Source organism: Streptomyces sp. NPDC020917 (assembly GCF_044333795.1).
Taxonomy (GTDB): Bacteria; Actinomycetota; Actinomycetes; order Streptomycetales; family Streptomycetaceae; genus Actinacidiphila.
In genome coordinates this window covers 84,149-99,342 of the sequence record NZ_JBIRRR010000016.1, presented here as the reverse complement: position 1 = coordinate 99,342, position 15,194 = coordinate 84,149, and the positions used below count along the sequence as shown (strand labels likewise).

At 74.3% G+C, this 15,194-nt stretch carries 9 protein-coding genes and 1 pseudogene; 7 read left to right on the top strand and 3 right to left on the bottom strand.

Going from position 1 to position 15,194, the window contains the following annotated elements; all coding sequences use genetic code 11:
* Window positions 1–136: 136 nt before the first annotated feature.
* Window positions 137–613 carry a hypothetical protein gene (locus tag ACH4TG_RS28895; protein ID WP_398245481.1) on the bottom strand — a complete coding sequence of 159 codons (477 nt, stop codon included), beginning with the start codon at window positions 611–613 and terminating at the stop codon, window positions 137–139.
* A 186-nt stretch (window positions 614–799) separates the two neighbouring features.
* Here ACH4TG_RS28895 and ACH4TG_RS28890 point away from each other — a divergent pair, with 186 nt between their 5' ends.
* Together ACH4TG_RS28890 and ACH4TG_RS28885 are read left to right on the top strand one after the other, a co-directional pair.
* On the top strand, window positions 800–5,440 hold the full coding sequence (locus tag ACH4TG_RS28890) for an HAD-IC family P-type ATPase (RefSeq protein ID WP_398245480.1): 4,641 nt from the start codon (window positions 800–802) through the stop codon (window positions 5,438–5,440).
* A 140-nt stretch (window positions 5,441–5,580) separates the two neighbouring features.
* A complete protein-coding gene (locus ACH4TG_RS28885; RefSeq protein ID WP_398245479.1) occupies window positions 5,581–5,781 on the top strand; it encodes a hypothetical protein in 201 nt (66 codons plus the stop codon).
* Between the two features lie 101 nt (window positions 5,782–5,882).
* On the opposite strand, the gene ACH4TG_RS28880 is transcribed toward ACH4TG_RS28885, so the two are convergent.
* Window positions 5,883–6,788, bottom strand: a complete 906-nt coding sequence (locus ACH4TG_RS28880; RefSeq protein WP_398245478.1) for a LysR family transcriptional regulator — start codon at window positions 6,786–6,788, stop codon at window positions 5,883–5,885.
* A gap of 199 nt (window positions 6,789–6,987) precedes the next feature.
* Here ACH4TG_RS28880 and ACH4TG_RS28875 point away from each other — a divergent pair, with 199 nt between their 5' ends.
* Window positions 6,988–8,403, top strand: coding sequence for an FAD-dependent oxidoreductase (locus ACH4TG_RS28875; RefSeq protein WP_398245477.1), 1,416 nt, complete (start codon window positions 6,988–6,990; stop codon window positions 8,401–8,403).
* Window positions 8,404–8,465: 62 nt separating this feature from the next.
* On the opposite strand, the gene ACH4TG_RS28870 is transcribed toward ACH4TG_RS28875, so the two are convergent.
* Entirely contained in the window at window positions 8,466–9,800 is a 1,335-nt protein-coding gene (locus ACH4TG_RS28870) for a hypothetical protein (RefSeq protein WP_398245476.1), read from the bottom strand.
* A 182-nt stretch (window positions 9,801–9,982) separates the two neighbouring features.
* On the opposite strand from ACH4TG_RS28870, the gene ACH4TG_RS28865 reads away from it, so the two are divergent.
* From ACH4TG_RS28865 to ACH4TG_RS28850, 4 genes and pseudogenes are all read left to right on the top strand, one after another.
* Complete coding sequence (locus ACH4TG_RS28865) at window positions 9,983–10,768, top strand: hypothetical protein (RefSeq protein ID WP_398245475.1); 786 nt, start codon at window positions 9,983–9,985, stop codon at window positions 10,766–10,768.
* Between the two features lie 157 nt (window positions 10,769–10,925).
* Entirely contained in the window at window positions 10,926–11,183 is a 258-nt protein-coding gene (locus ACH4TG_RS28860; protein WP_398245474.1) for a hypothetical protein, read from the top strand.
* Between the two features lie 171 nt (window positions 11,184–11,354).
* A complete protein-coding gene (locus ACH4TG_RS28855) occupies window positions 11,355–14,450 on the top strand; it encodes a discoidin domain-containing protein (RefSeq protein ID WP_398245473.1) in 3,096 nt (1,031 codons plus the stop codon).
* Window positions 14,451–14,717: 267 nt separating this feature from the next.
* Window positions 14,718–15,104, top strand: a pseudogene (locus ACH4TG_RS28850) (hypothetical protein); the annotation flags it as partial.
* Window positions 15,105–15,194 lie beyond the last annotated feature (90 nt).

Here is a 15,194-nt window from a genome sequence, read left to right as displayed (position 1 = left end):
GAGCCGCCCCCGACAGGCCGTGCCGGGGGTCGTCCGCTCGCCGCCGTTCGGACGGCGCGTCAGCGGGGGAGCCGGACCGGGGACTTCGCGCCCCGCGAGGAGCGGGGGCGGCCCCGGCCGGCTGACACGGGAGGTGCTACTTCACGGCGTCCTTGTCGGGGTGCGGGTTGAGGGGGCCGCCCTGGCGCAGCACGGCGTAGCCGACGCCGATGCCGGCCGCCACGGGCCATTCCAGGACGCCCACGATGCCGAGGGCGCCCAGGCCCATGTACAGGGGGAGTCCGCCCGCGGCGGGCAGGATGCGCTGCGCGGCGGTGACCGGCAGGGTGACGACCTTGCCGACCGCGTTGGCGGCGCTGTCGATCGGAATGGTGATGGTCATGTCGTGGTCGTGCTCATGGGCCTTGGTGCGGCCCCCGGACTTGGCCCGGCTCTCGGCCTTGCCGCGGCCCTGGCCGCCCCGCCCGCCGCCGCTGGACGCCTTGCCCTTCCCCTTGGTGCTGCGGGTCGTCGTGGAGGACCGGCCGCGCGCCGCTGCGCCTTTCGGGGACTTCGCCGTGGACTTGGCGGCTCGTTTGGCCGGGCGGCGGCTGCTCTGCGTGGCGGTCGTCATGGCGTGGTCCTCCTGCTGGCTGCGGGGTCACCCCCTCTGGGGTGTTATCGACCCATTATCCGATTACGTCACCTAATGTTCTCTTTGTGGCCTGCTCCGCGACCGGGATCCGTCCGGCCGTGTTCATCGAGCGGAGGCGGTGGGCCGGGGACTGCGGGAGTTGCCTTGGTGTCGTTGAACGGGCTCGTGCCCTCCGTCGTGGGTCTGGTGTCCGCACCCGTGGGAGCGCTGGGCGGAGCGGTGCGCGACGCCACCACGACGGCCTACCAGTGCGGCCGCGCCGCGCAGCAGGCGCTGCGCAGCGTTCCCGGTGACCTGGCAGAAGCGGCCGCCGTACTGGCGGACGCGGGCAAGAAGCGCGGACGGCGGCGGGTGTGGCGGCGCAGGGGCCGGGCCTACGTCGAGGTGCGCGGCCTGACCGGGAGCGGCGAGTGCCACGAACGGCTCGGCCGCGAGGTGACCGCGGCGCTCCGCGCCGTCGAGGGGGTGCGCTGGGCGGAGGTCAACGCCGTACTCGGGCAGGTGGTCGTCGACCTCTCCGAGGACGACACCGGCCTGGACGAGGTCCTCGACGTGGTGATGGCCTTGGAGGAGGAGCACGGCACCGACGACCACCCGTTCTCCGGCACCGGCCCGATGCCCCCGTTCGCCACCGCGCCCGCCGCGCTGGCCAAGGCCGCCCTGGTGGCGGACTGCGTGGCGCTGGGGGTGGCCGCGGTCCGGCAGGTCACGCCGCTGCCCGCGTTCCCCACGGTGCTGCGGGTGCCGGTGGTCATGACCGAGTCCCACCCGCGACTGCGCCGTCTGGTGGAGAACCGGCTCGGCAAGCCGCACGCCGCCGTGGTGATCGCGGTGTCCAGCGCGACGGTGCACGCCCTGACCGACGGTGTGGCACCGGTGGCCCTGGACACCGTGCAGCGCGTCTGGCAGCTCGCCGAGATCCGCGCGCGGCAGGGAGTGTGGCACGCGCGGGAGCACGAACTGGTGCCCGCCGGGGCGGGGTTGCCGCCGCGGATCGGCGGCCGGCAGCCCCGGCCCGTTCCGCTGCCACCCGGCCCGGTGGAGAAGTGCGGTGAGCGCACCTCGATGGCCTCCGTGCTCGGCGCGGGCGGGCTGCTCGCGTGGACGGGCAGCATCGACACCGCCGCACGGGCGATCCTCGCCACCGTGCCCAAGGCGGCCGGCATGGGCCGGGAGGCGTTCAGCGCCCTGCTGGGACGCGACCTGGCCGGCGCCGGCGCGGTGCCGATGGACGCCGAGGCGCTGCGCGTCCTGGACCGCGTGACGACCGTACTCATCGACTCCTCCGTGCTGTGCACCTCCCGCCCCAGGCTGCTGGAAGCGGCGCCCACCGGTGAGTTGGACGAGGCGGAGGTGTGGAGCGCCGCCCACAACGTGCTCGCCGGCCGGTCGGTGGCGGACCTGTCGCACCCCGGGCCGTGGACGGCGGACGGCTGGCGGCTTCAGCGTGCCGCCGGCACCGGGGGCCGCAGGCCCGACGACCCGGCGGGGATGCCGCTGGACCTGCACGACGCCGGGGGCCGCGTCCAGGGCCGGATCCTCGCCGGCTGCGACCTCGACCCGCTCGCGGACGCGCTCGTCGGCGCCGCGAGGTCCGGCGGCCGGGGCCTGCTGCTCACCGAGCACGCCGGCGCCAGTGAACTGCTGCCCTGGGCCGACCGGGTCCTGCCGTCCGGCAGTTCGGCGGCCGCGGAGGTGCGCCGGCTGCAGGCGGACGGGGAAGTGGTGCTGGTGGTCGCCACGGGCGACGACCATGCCCTGGCCGCGGCGGACGTCGGGGTGGGCGTGCTGCCGCCGCCCGGCGTGCCCGGCCATCCCTGCTGGTCCGCCGACATCATCTGCGGTCCCGGCGTCGAGCAGGTCTGGCGCATCCTGATCGCCGTCGACGAGGCCCGGCAGGTCAGCGGCCGGTCCGCGCACCTGTCCATGGGCGGCTCCGCGCTCGGCGCCCTGATCGCCGCCGCCGGACGCCGCCGGACCATGCTGGGCCTGACGACCTCGCCGGTCTACGGTGCGGCGTTCCTGGCGCAGCTCGGCGCGCTGCGCGCCGCCCGCCGCCTCGCCGGCCGGCCGCTGCCGCCGCGACGCGTCCGCGGTACCTGGCACGCCCTCGGGGCACGCGAGACCCTCGGCGTGCTGCACCACTCCGGCCGGCCGAAGGCCACCTCGGGCGTGGCCGCCGAAACCGGAGGGCCCGGCCCGGGAGCGGTCGAAGCGACCCGTCAAGCCCTCGCCGCCGCCGCCCGGTTCACCGCCGGCGCCACCGGCCTGCGCTCCGCCGCCCACGGTGCCGGGCAGTTGGCGACGGCGGTACGCGAGGAGCTGCGCGACCCGCTGACCCCCGTGCTCGCGCTGGGGGCCGCAGCCTCCGCGGCAGTGGGGTCCACCATCGACTCGGCCCTGGTCGGCGGGGTCATGGCCGGGAACGCCGTGATCAGCGGCGCGCAGCGGGCCCGGGCCGAACGCGCCCTGAACGCGCTGCTGCTGACGCAGCAGACCACCGCGCGCCTGGTGACCTGGGACCCGCCGGACCCCGCGGACGTCTCCGACCGGGAGGCCTTCTTCGCCACGCTCGCCGACGCCCCCGAGGAGACCGTCCCCGCCGAGGGCCTGCAGATCGGCGACATCATCGCGCTGCGCCCCTCCGACGTCGTCCCGGCCGACGCCCGCCTGCTCGTCTGCGACCGGCTCGAACTGGACGAGGCGAGCCTGACCGGTGAGGCCGCGCCCGTCGTCAAGGATCCCAGGGCCACCCCCGGCGCCGACCTCGCGGAGCGGTCGTGCATGGTCTACCAGGGCTGCACCGTGCTGGCCGGCACCGGCCATGCCGTCGTCGTCGCCAGCGGCGCGCAGAGCGAGGCCGGACGCGCCGCCGACATGGCGGGCGCCGCCACCGTCCCGACCGGCATCGAGGGCCACCTCGCGGACCTGACCAGGGCCGCGCTGCCCGCGGTCGGCGTCGGCGGCGCCGCCGTCACCCTCCTCGGGATGATGCGCGGGGTGCCGGTGCGCGAAGCCCTCGCCTCCGGTGTGGCCGTCGCCGTCGCCGCCGTTCCCGAGGGCCTGCCGCTGGTCGCCACCGTCGCCCAGTCGGCCGCCGCGCGCCGCCTGTCCCAGAAGGGCGTCCTGACCCGCGCCCCGCGCGTCCTGGAGGCGCTCGGCCGCGTCGACGTCGTCTGCTTCGACAAGACCGGCACCCTCACGCTCGGCCAGCTGGCCGTGACCCGCCTGGCCGGCCTCGACTACGACCTCGATCTGGACAGCGCCGAAGGGCACCGCCTGCTGCGCACCGCCGCGCGGGCCTGCCCGGAGACCGGCGGCGGCCACCTCGTCGCGCACGCCACCGACCGGGCCGTCCTGGAGGCCGCAGCCGAGCACTGCCCGCCCGACGACGACTGGCACCTGGCGGCGGAACTGCCCTTCGAAGCCACCCGCGGCTACTCCGCGTCCTCCGGCACCGAGGCCGGACGGCACCGCCTGGCGGTCAAGGGCGCACCCGAGACCGTGCTCGCCCGCTGCACCACGGTCGCCACGGCCGGGCGCGGGGGTTCTGGCGGCCGCACAGGCGGCCACGCGCCCTTCGCGCCGAGCCGCAAGCGCGCCGCCGACCGCCTCGTGCGGCGTCTCGCGGACGACGGGCTGCGCGTCCTGGCCGTCGCCGAGGCGCTTCCCGACGGGCCCCCGAGCCCCGACGACGACATCCCCGAGATGGTCCGCGACCTCACCCTGATCGGCTTCCTCGCCATCGCGGACACCCCGCGGCCGGGCGCGGCCGAAACCGTCAAGCGCCTCGCCGACGCGGGCGTGCGTGTCGCCATGATCACCGGCGACCATCCCGCCACCGCGTCCGCGATCGCCCGCGACCTGGGGATCAGCCAGGCCGAGAGCGTGCTGACCGGGCCGGAACTGGACGGCCTGCCCGACCGCGAGCGCATCGACCGGGTCTCCCGGACCGCCGTCTTCGCCCGGGTCTCCCCGGAGCACAAGGTCCGCGTCGTCCAGGACCTCCAGCGCGCGGGACACGTCGTCGCGATGACCGGCGACGGCGTCAACGACGCGGCGGCCATCCGCCTGGCCGACGTCGGCATCGGCCTGTCCGCGCACGGCTCCACGGCCGCCCGCGCCGCCGCCGACCTCGTCCTCACCGACGCCGACCCGGCGCGCATCCTCGACGCCCTCCTCGAAGGGCGCACCCTGTGGCGCAGCGTCCGCGACGCCGTCGGCATCCTCGTCGGCGGCAACGCCGGCGAGGTCGCCTTCACCGTCCTCGGCACCGCACTGTCCGGGCGCGCGCCGCTGGGCACCCGCCAGTTGCTCCTGGTCAACATGTTCACCGACATGCTGCCCGCGCTCGCCGTCGCCCTCGCGCCCGTCCGTACGCCCGACACCGGCGAGGACCCGCTGGCCGGCGGTCCCGTCCCCTCCCTGCTCGGCCCCGAACTCGCCCGTGTGCTCGCCGTCCGCGGCACCGCCACCACGCTCGGCGCGGCCGGCGCCTGGCAGACCGGCCGCATGACCGGCCGGGCGACCCGCGCGAGCACCATGGGCCTGGCCGCCCTCGTCGGCACCCAGCTGGGCCAGACCCTCATCACCGACTGGCACAGCCCCCTCGTCGTGACCACCGCCGCGATCTCCACGGCCGCACTGGTCACGGTCATCCAGACCCCCGGCGTCAGCCAGTTCTTCGGCTGCACGCCCCTGGGACCCGTCGCCTGGACGACCGTCGCGACCTGCTCCACCGCGGCCACGCTCACCGCCGCCGTGGCTCCCCGGCTGATCGCCCGCCTGACCCCCGAGGAAAGCTGATCCGGCGTCCGTACGCACGCCGTTCACGCCGAAGCAACCGGGACCACACCCGCGCTCCGGCTTGCTCGCCTCCACTGGGACCGTCCCCGACGCGCCGGCCCCGCGCGTCAGCATCCAGGCACGACCCGCCGGAGCCGAGCATGACCGTCACCCTCCGCATCACCCTCCCCGACCTCGTACCTCCACAGCACGCCGCCCGCGTGCTGCGCGGTCTCGTCCCGCTCGCCGTCCCCGCGCTCCTGGCCGCCGTGGACGCAAGCGGCATGGGACTGCCGGCGCGCCTCCTGCTCCACGCGGCCGCCGGCGCCGCCCAGCGTGCCGCGGCCGCGCCCGCGGACTGAACGGTCCGAACCCGTCACCCCCGCCTCGAACCTTCCTGGACGGCCGCCCTCAGGGGTGCTTCGGGCAGGTGGTCGGCGAGGCCGGCGCGGCAGGGCGCACGTCAGCCCGCTGTTTCGGCGGGGCGGTCGAGGGCGGAGATCAGGCGTCCCAGATCGCGGCGGCGCGAGTCCGCGGGCCACACCGCCCACGTGCGGCGGACCAGCGGCCGGCCGGCCAGCGGCGTCCAGCGCACCCCCTCCGGAAGCGGCTGCGACCAGTTCGGCGGGGCCAGCGCGAAGGCGCGGCCGGCGCTGACCGCCGCGAGCTTCACCTCGGCGATCAGCCGCTGGCCCACCGGGACGTCGGTGAACCGGTCGAGGCCGTGGCTGCGCAGGATCGCGGTCAGCTCGTCGTACCAGGCGGGGCTGTCCGAGCGCGGGAAGGCCAGCCACTCGAGCCGGCCGAGGGAGTCCAGCGGCACGCCGTCCCGGGTCGAGAACTCCTCCGCGTGGTCCGCGGACAGCAGCACCCCCAGCTCCTCGCGCACGACCGGCATCGCGTCGAACAGCTCGCCGCCCGGCCGCTCGCGCAGCAGCCCCAGTTCCAGCTCCCCGTCGCGCAGCGCGACGAGTTGGGCGGCCGACGACAGGTGCCGGGCCTGAACCTTCGTGTCCGGCCACTCCTCGGCGAGCTCCGCCAGCGCCGGGCGGAGCACGTCGAAGGGGAACTCGAGCGGGATGCCGATCCGCAGCACCCCTTCGTGGCCGTCGGACAGCTGCGCCATGGTGCGCACCGCCTGGTGGTAACGGGCCAGGACCGCCCGCGCCTCGCCGAGCAGGGTGACGCCCGCCTCGGTGGGCCGGGTGCCGGAGCGGCTGCGTTCGAGCAGCTTGACCCGCAGCTCCCGTTCGAGGCTGCCGATCGTCTGCGACAGTGCCGGCTGGCTCACGTGCAGCCGCCGCGCGGCCGCGGACAGCCCGCCCTCCTCCACCACCGCCACGAAGACCGACAGCTCCCGCAGTTCCATGAGCCCATCCCACCACGGGCCGGACGCCGGGCAGGCGGGATGCGCCGGACCGGGGCTTAGGCCATAGGCGTGGCTTATGGCGGTTGCCGGCAGAAAGGGGGAAGCGCGCCGTCCCCACCGCGAAGGGGGCGACCTAGCGTGGGGAAGGCGGCGCCCTCCGCGCACCCGCATTCGTCGCAACCGTCACCCGGGAGACCGCATGACCGCGAACGCCGAAGAGCAGCCCACCCTCCGTGCCGACGTGCTGGTGATCGGATTCGGCAAGGGCGGCAAGACCGCCGCGAAGGCCCTCGGCCGCCTCGGCAGGAACGTGGTCCTCGTCGAGGAGTCCGCGCGCATGTACGGCGGCACATGCCCGAACGTGGGCTGCGTCCCGTCCAAGGGGATGGTGCACCACTCCCGCGAGCGCCGCCCGCAGGACGATCCGCAGACCTTCTACGAACGGTCCGTCGAGAAGGTCCAGGACGTGCGGGAGTTCATGCGCAAGGGCAACTACGACGGCCTGAACGGCCTCGAGACCGTCACCATCCTGACCGGAAAAGCGGTGTTCACCGATCCCCACGCCGTCGCCGTCACCCGGCAGGACGGCGAGCGGCTGACCGTCACCGCGGAGACGATCCTGATCAACGCCGGGTCCCGGCCGGTCGTGCCGGACATCCCCGGCCTGCGCACCAGCCGGCACCTCGTCAGCAGCACCGGACTGCTGGAGAGCCGGCGCCTGCCGCAGCGGCTCGCGGTGATCGGCGGCGGTTACCTGGGCCTGGAGTTCGCCGCGATCTACCAGCGCTTCGGCTCCAGGGTGACGATGCTCGCCCGGGGCGAGCGGTTCCTGCCGCGCGCGGACGCCGACGTGGCCGAGGCGGTGCACGCGATCCTCACCGGAGAGGGCGTCGAGATCGTCACCGGTGCCCGGCTGCGCGAGGTCCGCGACGGCGCGGACGGTGCCACGGTCGTCTACGAACACGGCGGCGCCGAGCGCACGGTGACGGTCGACGCGGTGCTGCCGGCCACCGGCCGGGTCCCCGCCACCGGCGGGCTCGGCCTGGAGGCGGCGGGCGTGCGCACGGCGGAGAACGGCGCGATCGAGGTGGACGGCCACCTGCGCACGAGTCAGCCCCACATCTTCGCCCTCGGCGACGTCAACGGCGGCCCGAAGTTCACCTACATCTCGCTCGACGACAGCAGGATCGTGCTGGACCAGCTCGCGGGCGAGGGCAAGCGCTCCACCGCCGACCGCGTCGCGGTGCCGAACACCGTCTTCATGACGCCGCCGCTGGCGACCGTCGGCATGACCGAGGAGGAGGCGCGGGCGGCCGGCCACCGGATCAGGGTCGCGCGCGAGAACGTCGCCGACATCCTCCTCATGCCGCGCGCCTACGCCGTGGAGGAGACGCGCGGACTGATGAAGTTCGTCATCGACGCCGACACCGACCTGATCCTCGGCGCCGTGCTGCTCAGCGTCGACGCGCAGGAGCTGATCAACACCGTCGCGCTCGCGATGCGCCACGGCATCACCGCTACCGACCTGCGCGACGGCATCTACACCCACCCCAGCTCGACGGAGGCGTTCAACGAGGTGCCGTCGGTCGTCGTGCACGAGGACGCGCGCGGCTGAGCATCCGGTGCCGCCGGCCCGCGGGTCCGCGCGCGGCGGGCCGGCGGCCGGCGGAGGTGTTCTTAGGGCAGGGGGCGGCGCACGGTCGGCCGGCCGTCGGCCGCGGTGATGGCCACGCCCGCCAGGTCGGGGCAGTCCAGGCCGATATGGACGGCGTCGGAGCCGCGGCCCTCGGCGGTGATGCCGCCGGCGACGGCCAGACTGCTGAGCTCGCCGTCGATCTCCACGGTGGTGACACCGTCCCCGCGGGTGGCGATCCGGCCGCCGACGCTCATCTCGTCGATCCTGCCGCCCGGCTTGATGCTGAACGCGACGGCCTGAAGCTCGACCTGGACGCCGCGGACCAGGCTGGTCCCGGTGCCGCCCGTGGTGGCCAGGTCCCCGCGGACCTCCAGACGCGGCAGGTGCCTGCTGACCTGGACGCCGACCGCGCCGTCCCCGCTGGTGGTGATGGAGTCGAACGACGCGTGGCGCAGGGAGCCGTCGTAGAGGTTGAAGCCGCGCGCACCCGTGCCGTGCGTGGTGATCGGGGCCTGCACGTCGAGGTGGTCGAGCGCGCCGAAGTTGACGAAGCCGATGCCGCTCGGCCCGTGCGAGACGACCGGCGCGGTGGCCGTCCAGGTGCGCACCCGGCCCCAGTTGTCGAGCACCATGTCGTTCTGGCCGCGCGTTGTGACCGGGCCGGCGGTGCGGACGTCCTCGACGACGGCGCCGGAGACGACGAAGACGCCGTCGCTGATCAGGTCCGGGGTGCCGGCCGGGATGCCGCCGTCGGTGTGGATCTCGCCGGTGCGCAGCTCGCCGACCCGGACCGTGCCGCCGTCCGCGGCGCCGTCCCGGTCGCCGTGGCCGCCGACGAACACGCCGCTGCCGCGCACCGGCCGCTCCGCGCTGCCCGCGGCCACGTCGAGCAGCTCCGCGGTGATCTCGACGGCGGGGTCCGGCTGCTGGTTCCACAGGGTGAAGGCGCCCTGGAGGGCGTCGACACCGAAGTCGTGCGGCCGATCGAGCCGCCCGCGCACGTCCGCCGCCTCGATCGTCAGCCCGGCGACCCGCACATGGCCGGAGCGGACCGCGTCCCGGGCCAGCAGCAGCACCTGGCCGCGGGTGCGCACGCCGCGCAGCTCCAGCGTCCCCAGCGTGTCGACGGAGGTGTCGTTGAGCACCGCGACCTCGTGCTCGGCGGTGCGCACCGCGACGTCCTCCAGCACGTTGTCCCGCGTCAGCCGCACGCCCCTGGCGCCGAACTGCAGAGTGCCGCCGCGAAGGTGGGTGCCGGGCGGCAGTGTGACCATGGGCATGCCCTGCAGGACGCCGGAGACCTCGATGGCCGGCGCCTGCCGCCGGATCGCCTCCATCAGCTCGGCCGCGGTCGTGACGCGCGCCCACTCACCCACGGTGACCTCCTGAACGTCCCTGCTCCCGGACCCGCCCGGACCGTCGTCCGGCCCCCACCCTGCCAGCCGCACCCCGCCACCGGCGGAGTCTCCGGTTCCGGCGCGTCGCCTCGGGTGCGGACCGCCGCCTGCCGAGCGGGCCGCGCCCCCTAGAGTGGGGGCGAGGCGAGGGGGGAGCCGGTGTGATTGGCGAGCCGGAGATGGTGGAGGGGACGGGCGGCGACCTGCCGTCCGATGTGCTGAGCGACTCCGACGACGGTCCCGCGAAGGCGAACGCGCCCTGGAGCGGGCGGCCTTGGGTGTGGGCGGTCGGCGGGATCGCGGTGGCTTCGGCGGTGTGGGCGGCGGTCCTGCACGGGGTGGGCGCGACGACGCCGGACCTGCACGGCTACCACCTGGGCGGCAACCCGTGCGCCGGCAGCGCCCTCGGCCCGCTCGAGGACGCGGTGGGCAAGCGGAGTTTCGCGGCGTCCGACGCGAACATGAGCCAGGGGCCCGCGCTGGACAAGGTGTCGTGCGTGCTGAGCAGCAACTCGCCGACCGGCGACGGCTGGGTGACCGACTACGCCGTCACCGTGACGGTGGAACTCCACAAGAAGACCGATCCCCGCGCCGAGTTCGAGAACGTCCGCCACGCCCGGGCCTCCACCGTGCCCGGTGCCTCCCGGGACGGCAGCGCGGTGCTCGCGGTCACCGGGACGGACACCACCTCGGCGGACGACGTCCATCCGGTCACCGGAGTCGGCGACGAGGCGTACTTCCTGGATTCCCGCGCCTCCGCCCAGACGTTGCAGGTCCTGCACGGCGGCGCCGTCCTCACCCTCCAGATCACCGGCTACAGCCGCTGGAACGGCCCGACCGGTTCCCCCGCGGACCCCGACGGCGCCCCGGACGTCTCGGACCTCAGCGGCCTCCGGCCCGCCATGACGGCGGCGATGCGCCACCTGATGACGTCCCTGGCGTCGTGACGGGACCGCTTTCCCAACCCCCCGTCGGTGCGTGAATTTACCCTGCTTGGGAAAGGGAGAAGGTCTCGTTCCGCTGCTTTCCCGAGGATGATTTCGCGTCGACGCGGTCCTCGATGTCGTCGTCGACCGCGCGCTCACGAGCAGCGACGCCGGGTCCGTGCGCGACGGCGGGGCGCTGTTCTCGACCGCCTTCGGCGGCGGCGACGGACTCCTCGCCGACCCGCGCATCCGCGGTGCGAACCACCGGCTCGACCGCAAGCCCGAGCGCCTCGCCGAACTCGCCGAGTCGGTCACCACCGGCGTGCTGAGCCCCGTCGTCGGCGCGTACGTCCCGCTCACGGAGGCTCCGCGAACTCTCGCCGGCGGCACGGAAGGTGCCGGACCGCGGGGCAAGAGGGTGCTGCGCGTGCCATGACAGGCAGATCCGCCCCGGCAACCGGCGGTTCTGCCGCTGCTTCCCGATCATTCTGCGGCGGCGCGCCGCAGCGTAGAGTGGCCCACCGTTCAGACGCCGCACAGCCGGAGGCAGAGCGTGAGATCTCAGCGATTGACCTGGAGAGTTCGAAGAAGAACCGGCGCCGCCCTGATGGGTCTGCTGCTCTCGGCCGTGTCGGTCGGGGCGCTCGGCCCGCAGGCGGTGGCCGCGGATCCGGCGGGCGCGGATCCGGTGAGTGCCGACACCGCGGACGCGGGCTGGGTGCTCAGCACGACCGATCCGTCCACCGATTACGCGCCGGCCTTCCTGGGCAACGGCTACTTCTCCACCCGCGTGCCCGCGCAGGGCGCCGGCTTCTCCGCCACGCCGCTGCTGACGGAGTCCCAACTCGCCGGGTTCTACGGCCAGGGACCGGGTATTTCGGTGCAGCGGGTGAACATCCCCGCCTGGTCCACCCTCGGCATCTCCGACGGCAGCGGGGTCTACGGGAACGTCGGCTCGGCCGGCTGCCCGTTCGGCGTGGTCTGCGAGGCGGAGAGCGGGACGCTGGCCGGCGGCGCGTTCCTCGCCACCAACCACACGGGCTTCGGCGGGACCGGCTTCATCGCCGGATACGGTCCCGGCGGCCACCCGGCCCCCGGCGCCTCCGCGACCGTGAAGATCTCGGACGTGCCCGCGGGCACCGCCCGGCTGACCGTCCGGTACTCCGCGGCCTCCGGTGGAACGCAGACGCTCAGCGCCGGGACGAACGGATCCGCGCCGGTCCAGCTCCAACTGCCCGCGACCAGCAACTGGGACACCTGGGCCACGGCGACCGTCGACGTCCCCGTCACCGCCGGGGTGAACACCGCGACCGTCCTGTGCGCCCAAGGCGACAGCTGCTTGGCGAACGTCGACCAGATAACGTTGTCATCGGTGGGGACGCCGCCGGCCGACAAGGCGCCGACCGGGACGACCTCGGACTACCGGCAGTCCCTCGACCTGCGCAACGGCGCCATCACCACGTCCCTGACGTGGACCTCGCCGGCCGGCCGTGAGACCCGGCTGGCCTACCGCGTGCTCGTCGACCGGGCCAACGCCCATCTCGGCGTCACCCAGGTCGACATCACGCCGCTGAACTGGAGCGGCCCGCTGTCGGTGATCGACATGTTCGACGGGCGCGCCGACACCCTCCCGGTCAACCACCGGCTGTCCAAGGCGGTCGACCTCACCCAGGTCTCCGGCGGCCGGGTCGACCAGGCGTCGGCGACGATGAGCGAGAGCCTCACCACCCAGCAGATCGGGATGCGGGCCGGCCTCGCCTCCGTGCTGCGGGTGAACAACGAGCCGGTGGACGCGCGGCCGTACACCGACGTGCCCGCCAACTCCCTGGCGCAGAGCGCCGATCTGCAGGTGCGCACCGGAAAGACCTACCAGGCGGCGAAGTTCGTCGGCATCGCGTCCTCCAACGACACCGCGCAGGGCTCCGCGCCCCTGGTGAAGGACGGTCCCGGCGACCCGCAGGCCGCGGCCGAGGGCTACGCCACGAGCGGCGCGCTGCAGGGCTGGCGCTCGGTCCAGGTCGAGCACGAGCACGCGTGGGCGAAGCTCTGGCAGTCCGACATCTCCGTCCCCGGGGATCTCGCGCTGACCCAGAAGCTGCGTGCCGGGCTGTTCTACCTGCTCTCCTCGGTGCGTGACGGAGTGGCCTGGGGTCCGTCGCCGGGCGGGCTGTCGTCCGCCGACTACAACGGCCATGTGTTCTGGGACGCGGACACCTGGATGAACCCGGCGCTGCTGGCCGCGCATCCCGAGCTGGCCAGGAGCCTGCTCGACTACCGCTCCACGCTGCTCGACGCGGCCCGCGCGAACGCCCAGGCGCACGGCTACCAGGGCGCGCAGTACCCGTGGGAGAGCGCGGACACCGGCAGCGACGTGGGCATCCACCCGCGGGAGATCCACATCGACTCCGACGTCGCCCTCGGCCAGTGGCAGTACTACGAGGCGACCGGCGACCTGGACTGGCTGCGCACCAAGGGCTGGCCGGTGATCAAGTCGATCGCGCAGTTCTGGGCGAGCAGGGCCACGCCCGACGGGCAGGGCGGCTACGCACTCAAGGGCGTGCAGTCGCCCGACGAGAACCACGACAACGTGACCAACAGCGCCTACACCAACGCCGGCGCGATCGACAGCCTGGACATCGCCACCCAGGCTGCCCAACTCGTCGGCGAGCAGCCCGATCCGCTGTGGAAGCAGGTCGCCGGCGGGCTGGGCGTGCCGGTCGACCCGGCCACCGGTGTGCACCTGGAGTTCGACGGCTACCGCGGCGACACGATCAACCAGGCCGACACCGTCATGCTCCAGTACCCGCTGAACTACCCGATGACCGACGCGCAGGCGCAGGCCGACCTCGACTACTACACGCCGCGCACGGACATCAACGGGCCGTCCATGACGGACTCGATCAACCTGATCGACAGCGCCCGGCTGGGCACCCCCGGCTGCGTCACCGAGACCTTCCTCAAGCGCAGCCTCGACCCCTACACCTACGCGCCGTTCGACCAGTTCGCCGAGACGCGCGCGGGCGGGGCGTTCACCTTCACCACCGGCATCGGCGGGGTGCTGCAGGCTTTCTACTACGGCTTCACCGGCCTGCGGTTCGGCTCCGACGCGATCACCGTGGACCCGATGCTCCCGCCGCAGATCCCGGGCGTGGACATCACCGGCCTGCAGTGGCACGGCAGCACCTTCGACATCTCCGTCCGCCCGGACGGCACCCGGATCACGCAGCACGGCGGCGGCTCGCTGGTCGTGAAGGCCGGCGGCCGGACGACGACGCTGCGCGGCTCGCACTCCGTCACCGTCCCCACCCGGCGCCCGGACCTGACGCCGACCCAGGACGCGGCGCGCTGCAAGAGCGTGAGCGCCTCCACCGCCGACCTGAGCTTCCCCGCGGTCGCCGCGGTCGACGGCAGCCCGAGCACGCGGTGGAAGCCGACCGGGACCGGGGCGAGCCTCACCGTCGACCTGGGAAGCGCCATGAGCGTCGGCCGGACCGTCGTCCGGTCGTACGGGAGCACCACCCCGTACCGGATCGACGTCTCGACCGACGGCACGACCTGGACGCCGTTCGGGTCTCCGGTCGCGGCGGCCACCGACGCCACGTCGACGGTCACCGCGCCCCCGGTGACCGCGCGCTACGTCAGGTACACCGCCGGCAGTTCCACGACCGCGCAGGTGGTCGCGCTGGAGGCGTACTCCGGGTAGTGCGTGACCGGTGAACAACAGCCAGGAACGGGCCAGTCGGGCGCCGCCGCCGGTTGCGGCGGCGGCGCCCGCTGTCCGCTCGGGGACGATGCCGCACCTCCAGGCGCGGGTCGGTCGCGGCCCGCGCGCCGACTTGACGTGAACGCGACTTACACAGACACTCCATCTGCCGGTGAGAGCGCTCTCAGATCTGGTTCGAGAGGCCCACCGCCCGGACCCGGCATCCCTTTCGCCCCCCACACGCGCCGAAGAAGGGACACCGCACCGATGCGCAGAATCCCCCATGGGCGGCCCCGCCATGCCCTGCTCCCGGAAGGCCCGCGCCCACGTCACCGCGGCGCGATCACCGCCCTGGTGTGCGCCGCGGCACTCGTGCTGGCCGGCCTGTTCGGGCTGGCGTCCCTGCCGGGGAGTGCCGCCGCGGACTCCTCCGACTACACGCAGAGCGTCGTCCCGGTCGGCACCGACCAGGCGAAGATCTCCTTCACGCCGACGACGGCCGCCGCCTACGTGGACGTGCACTACCTCGTCAACGGCGCCAACCAGCAGAACTTCCGGATGACCAACGGCGGCGGTACCTGGACCCAGACGGTCGGCAGCCTGTCCAACGGCACCGTCCTGACGTACTGGTTCACCTACGAGAAGAACGGTCCGCAGTACGACACCCCGCAGTTCACCTACACCCAGGGCAGCGGCGGGACGAGCACCACCGGCGGCGGCACCTCCGGCAGCACCACCAGCGGC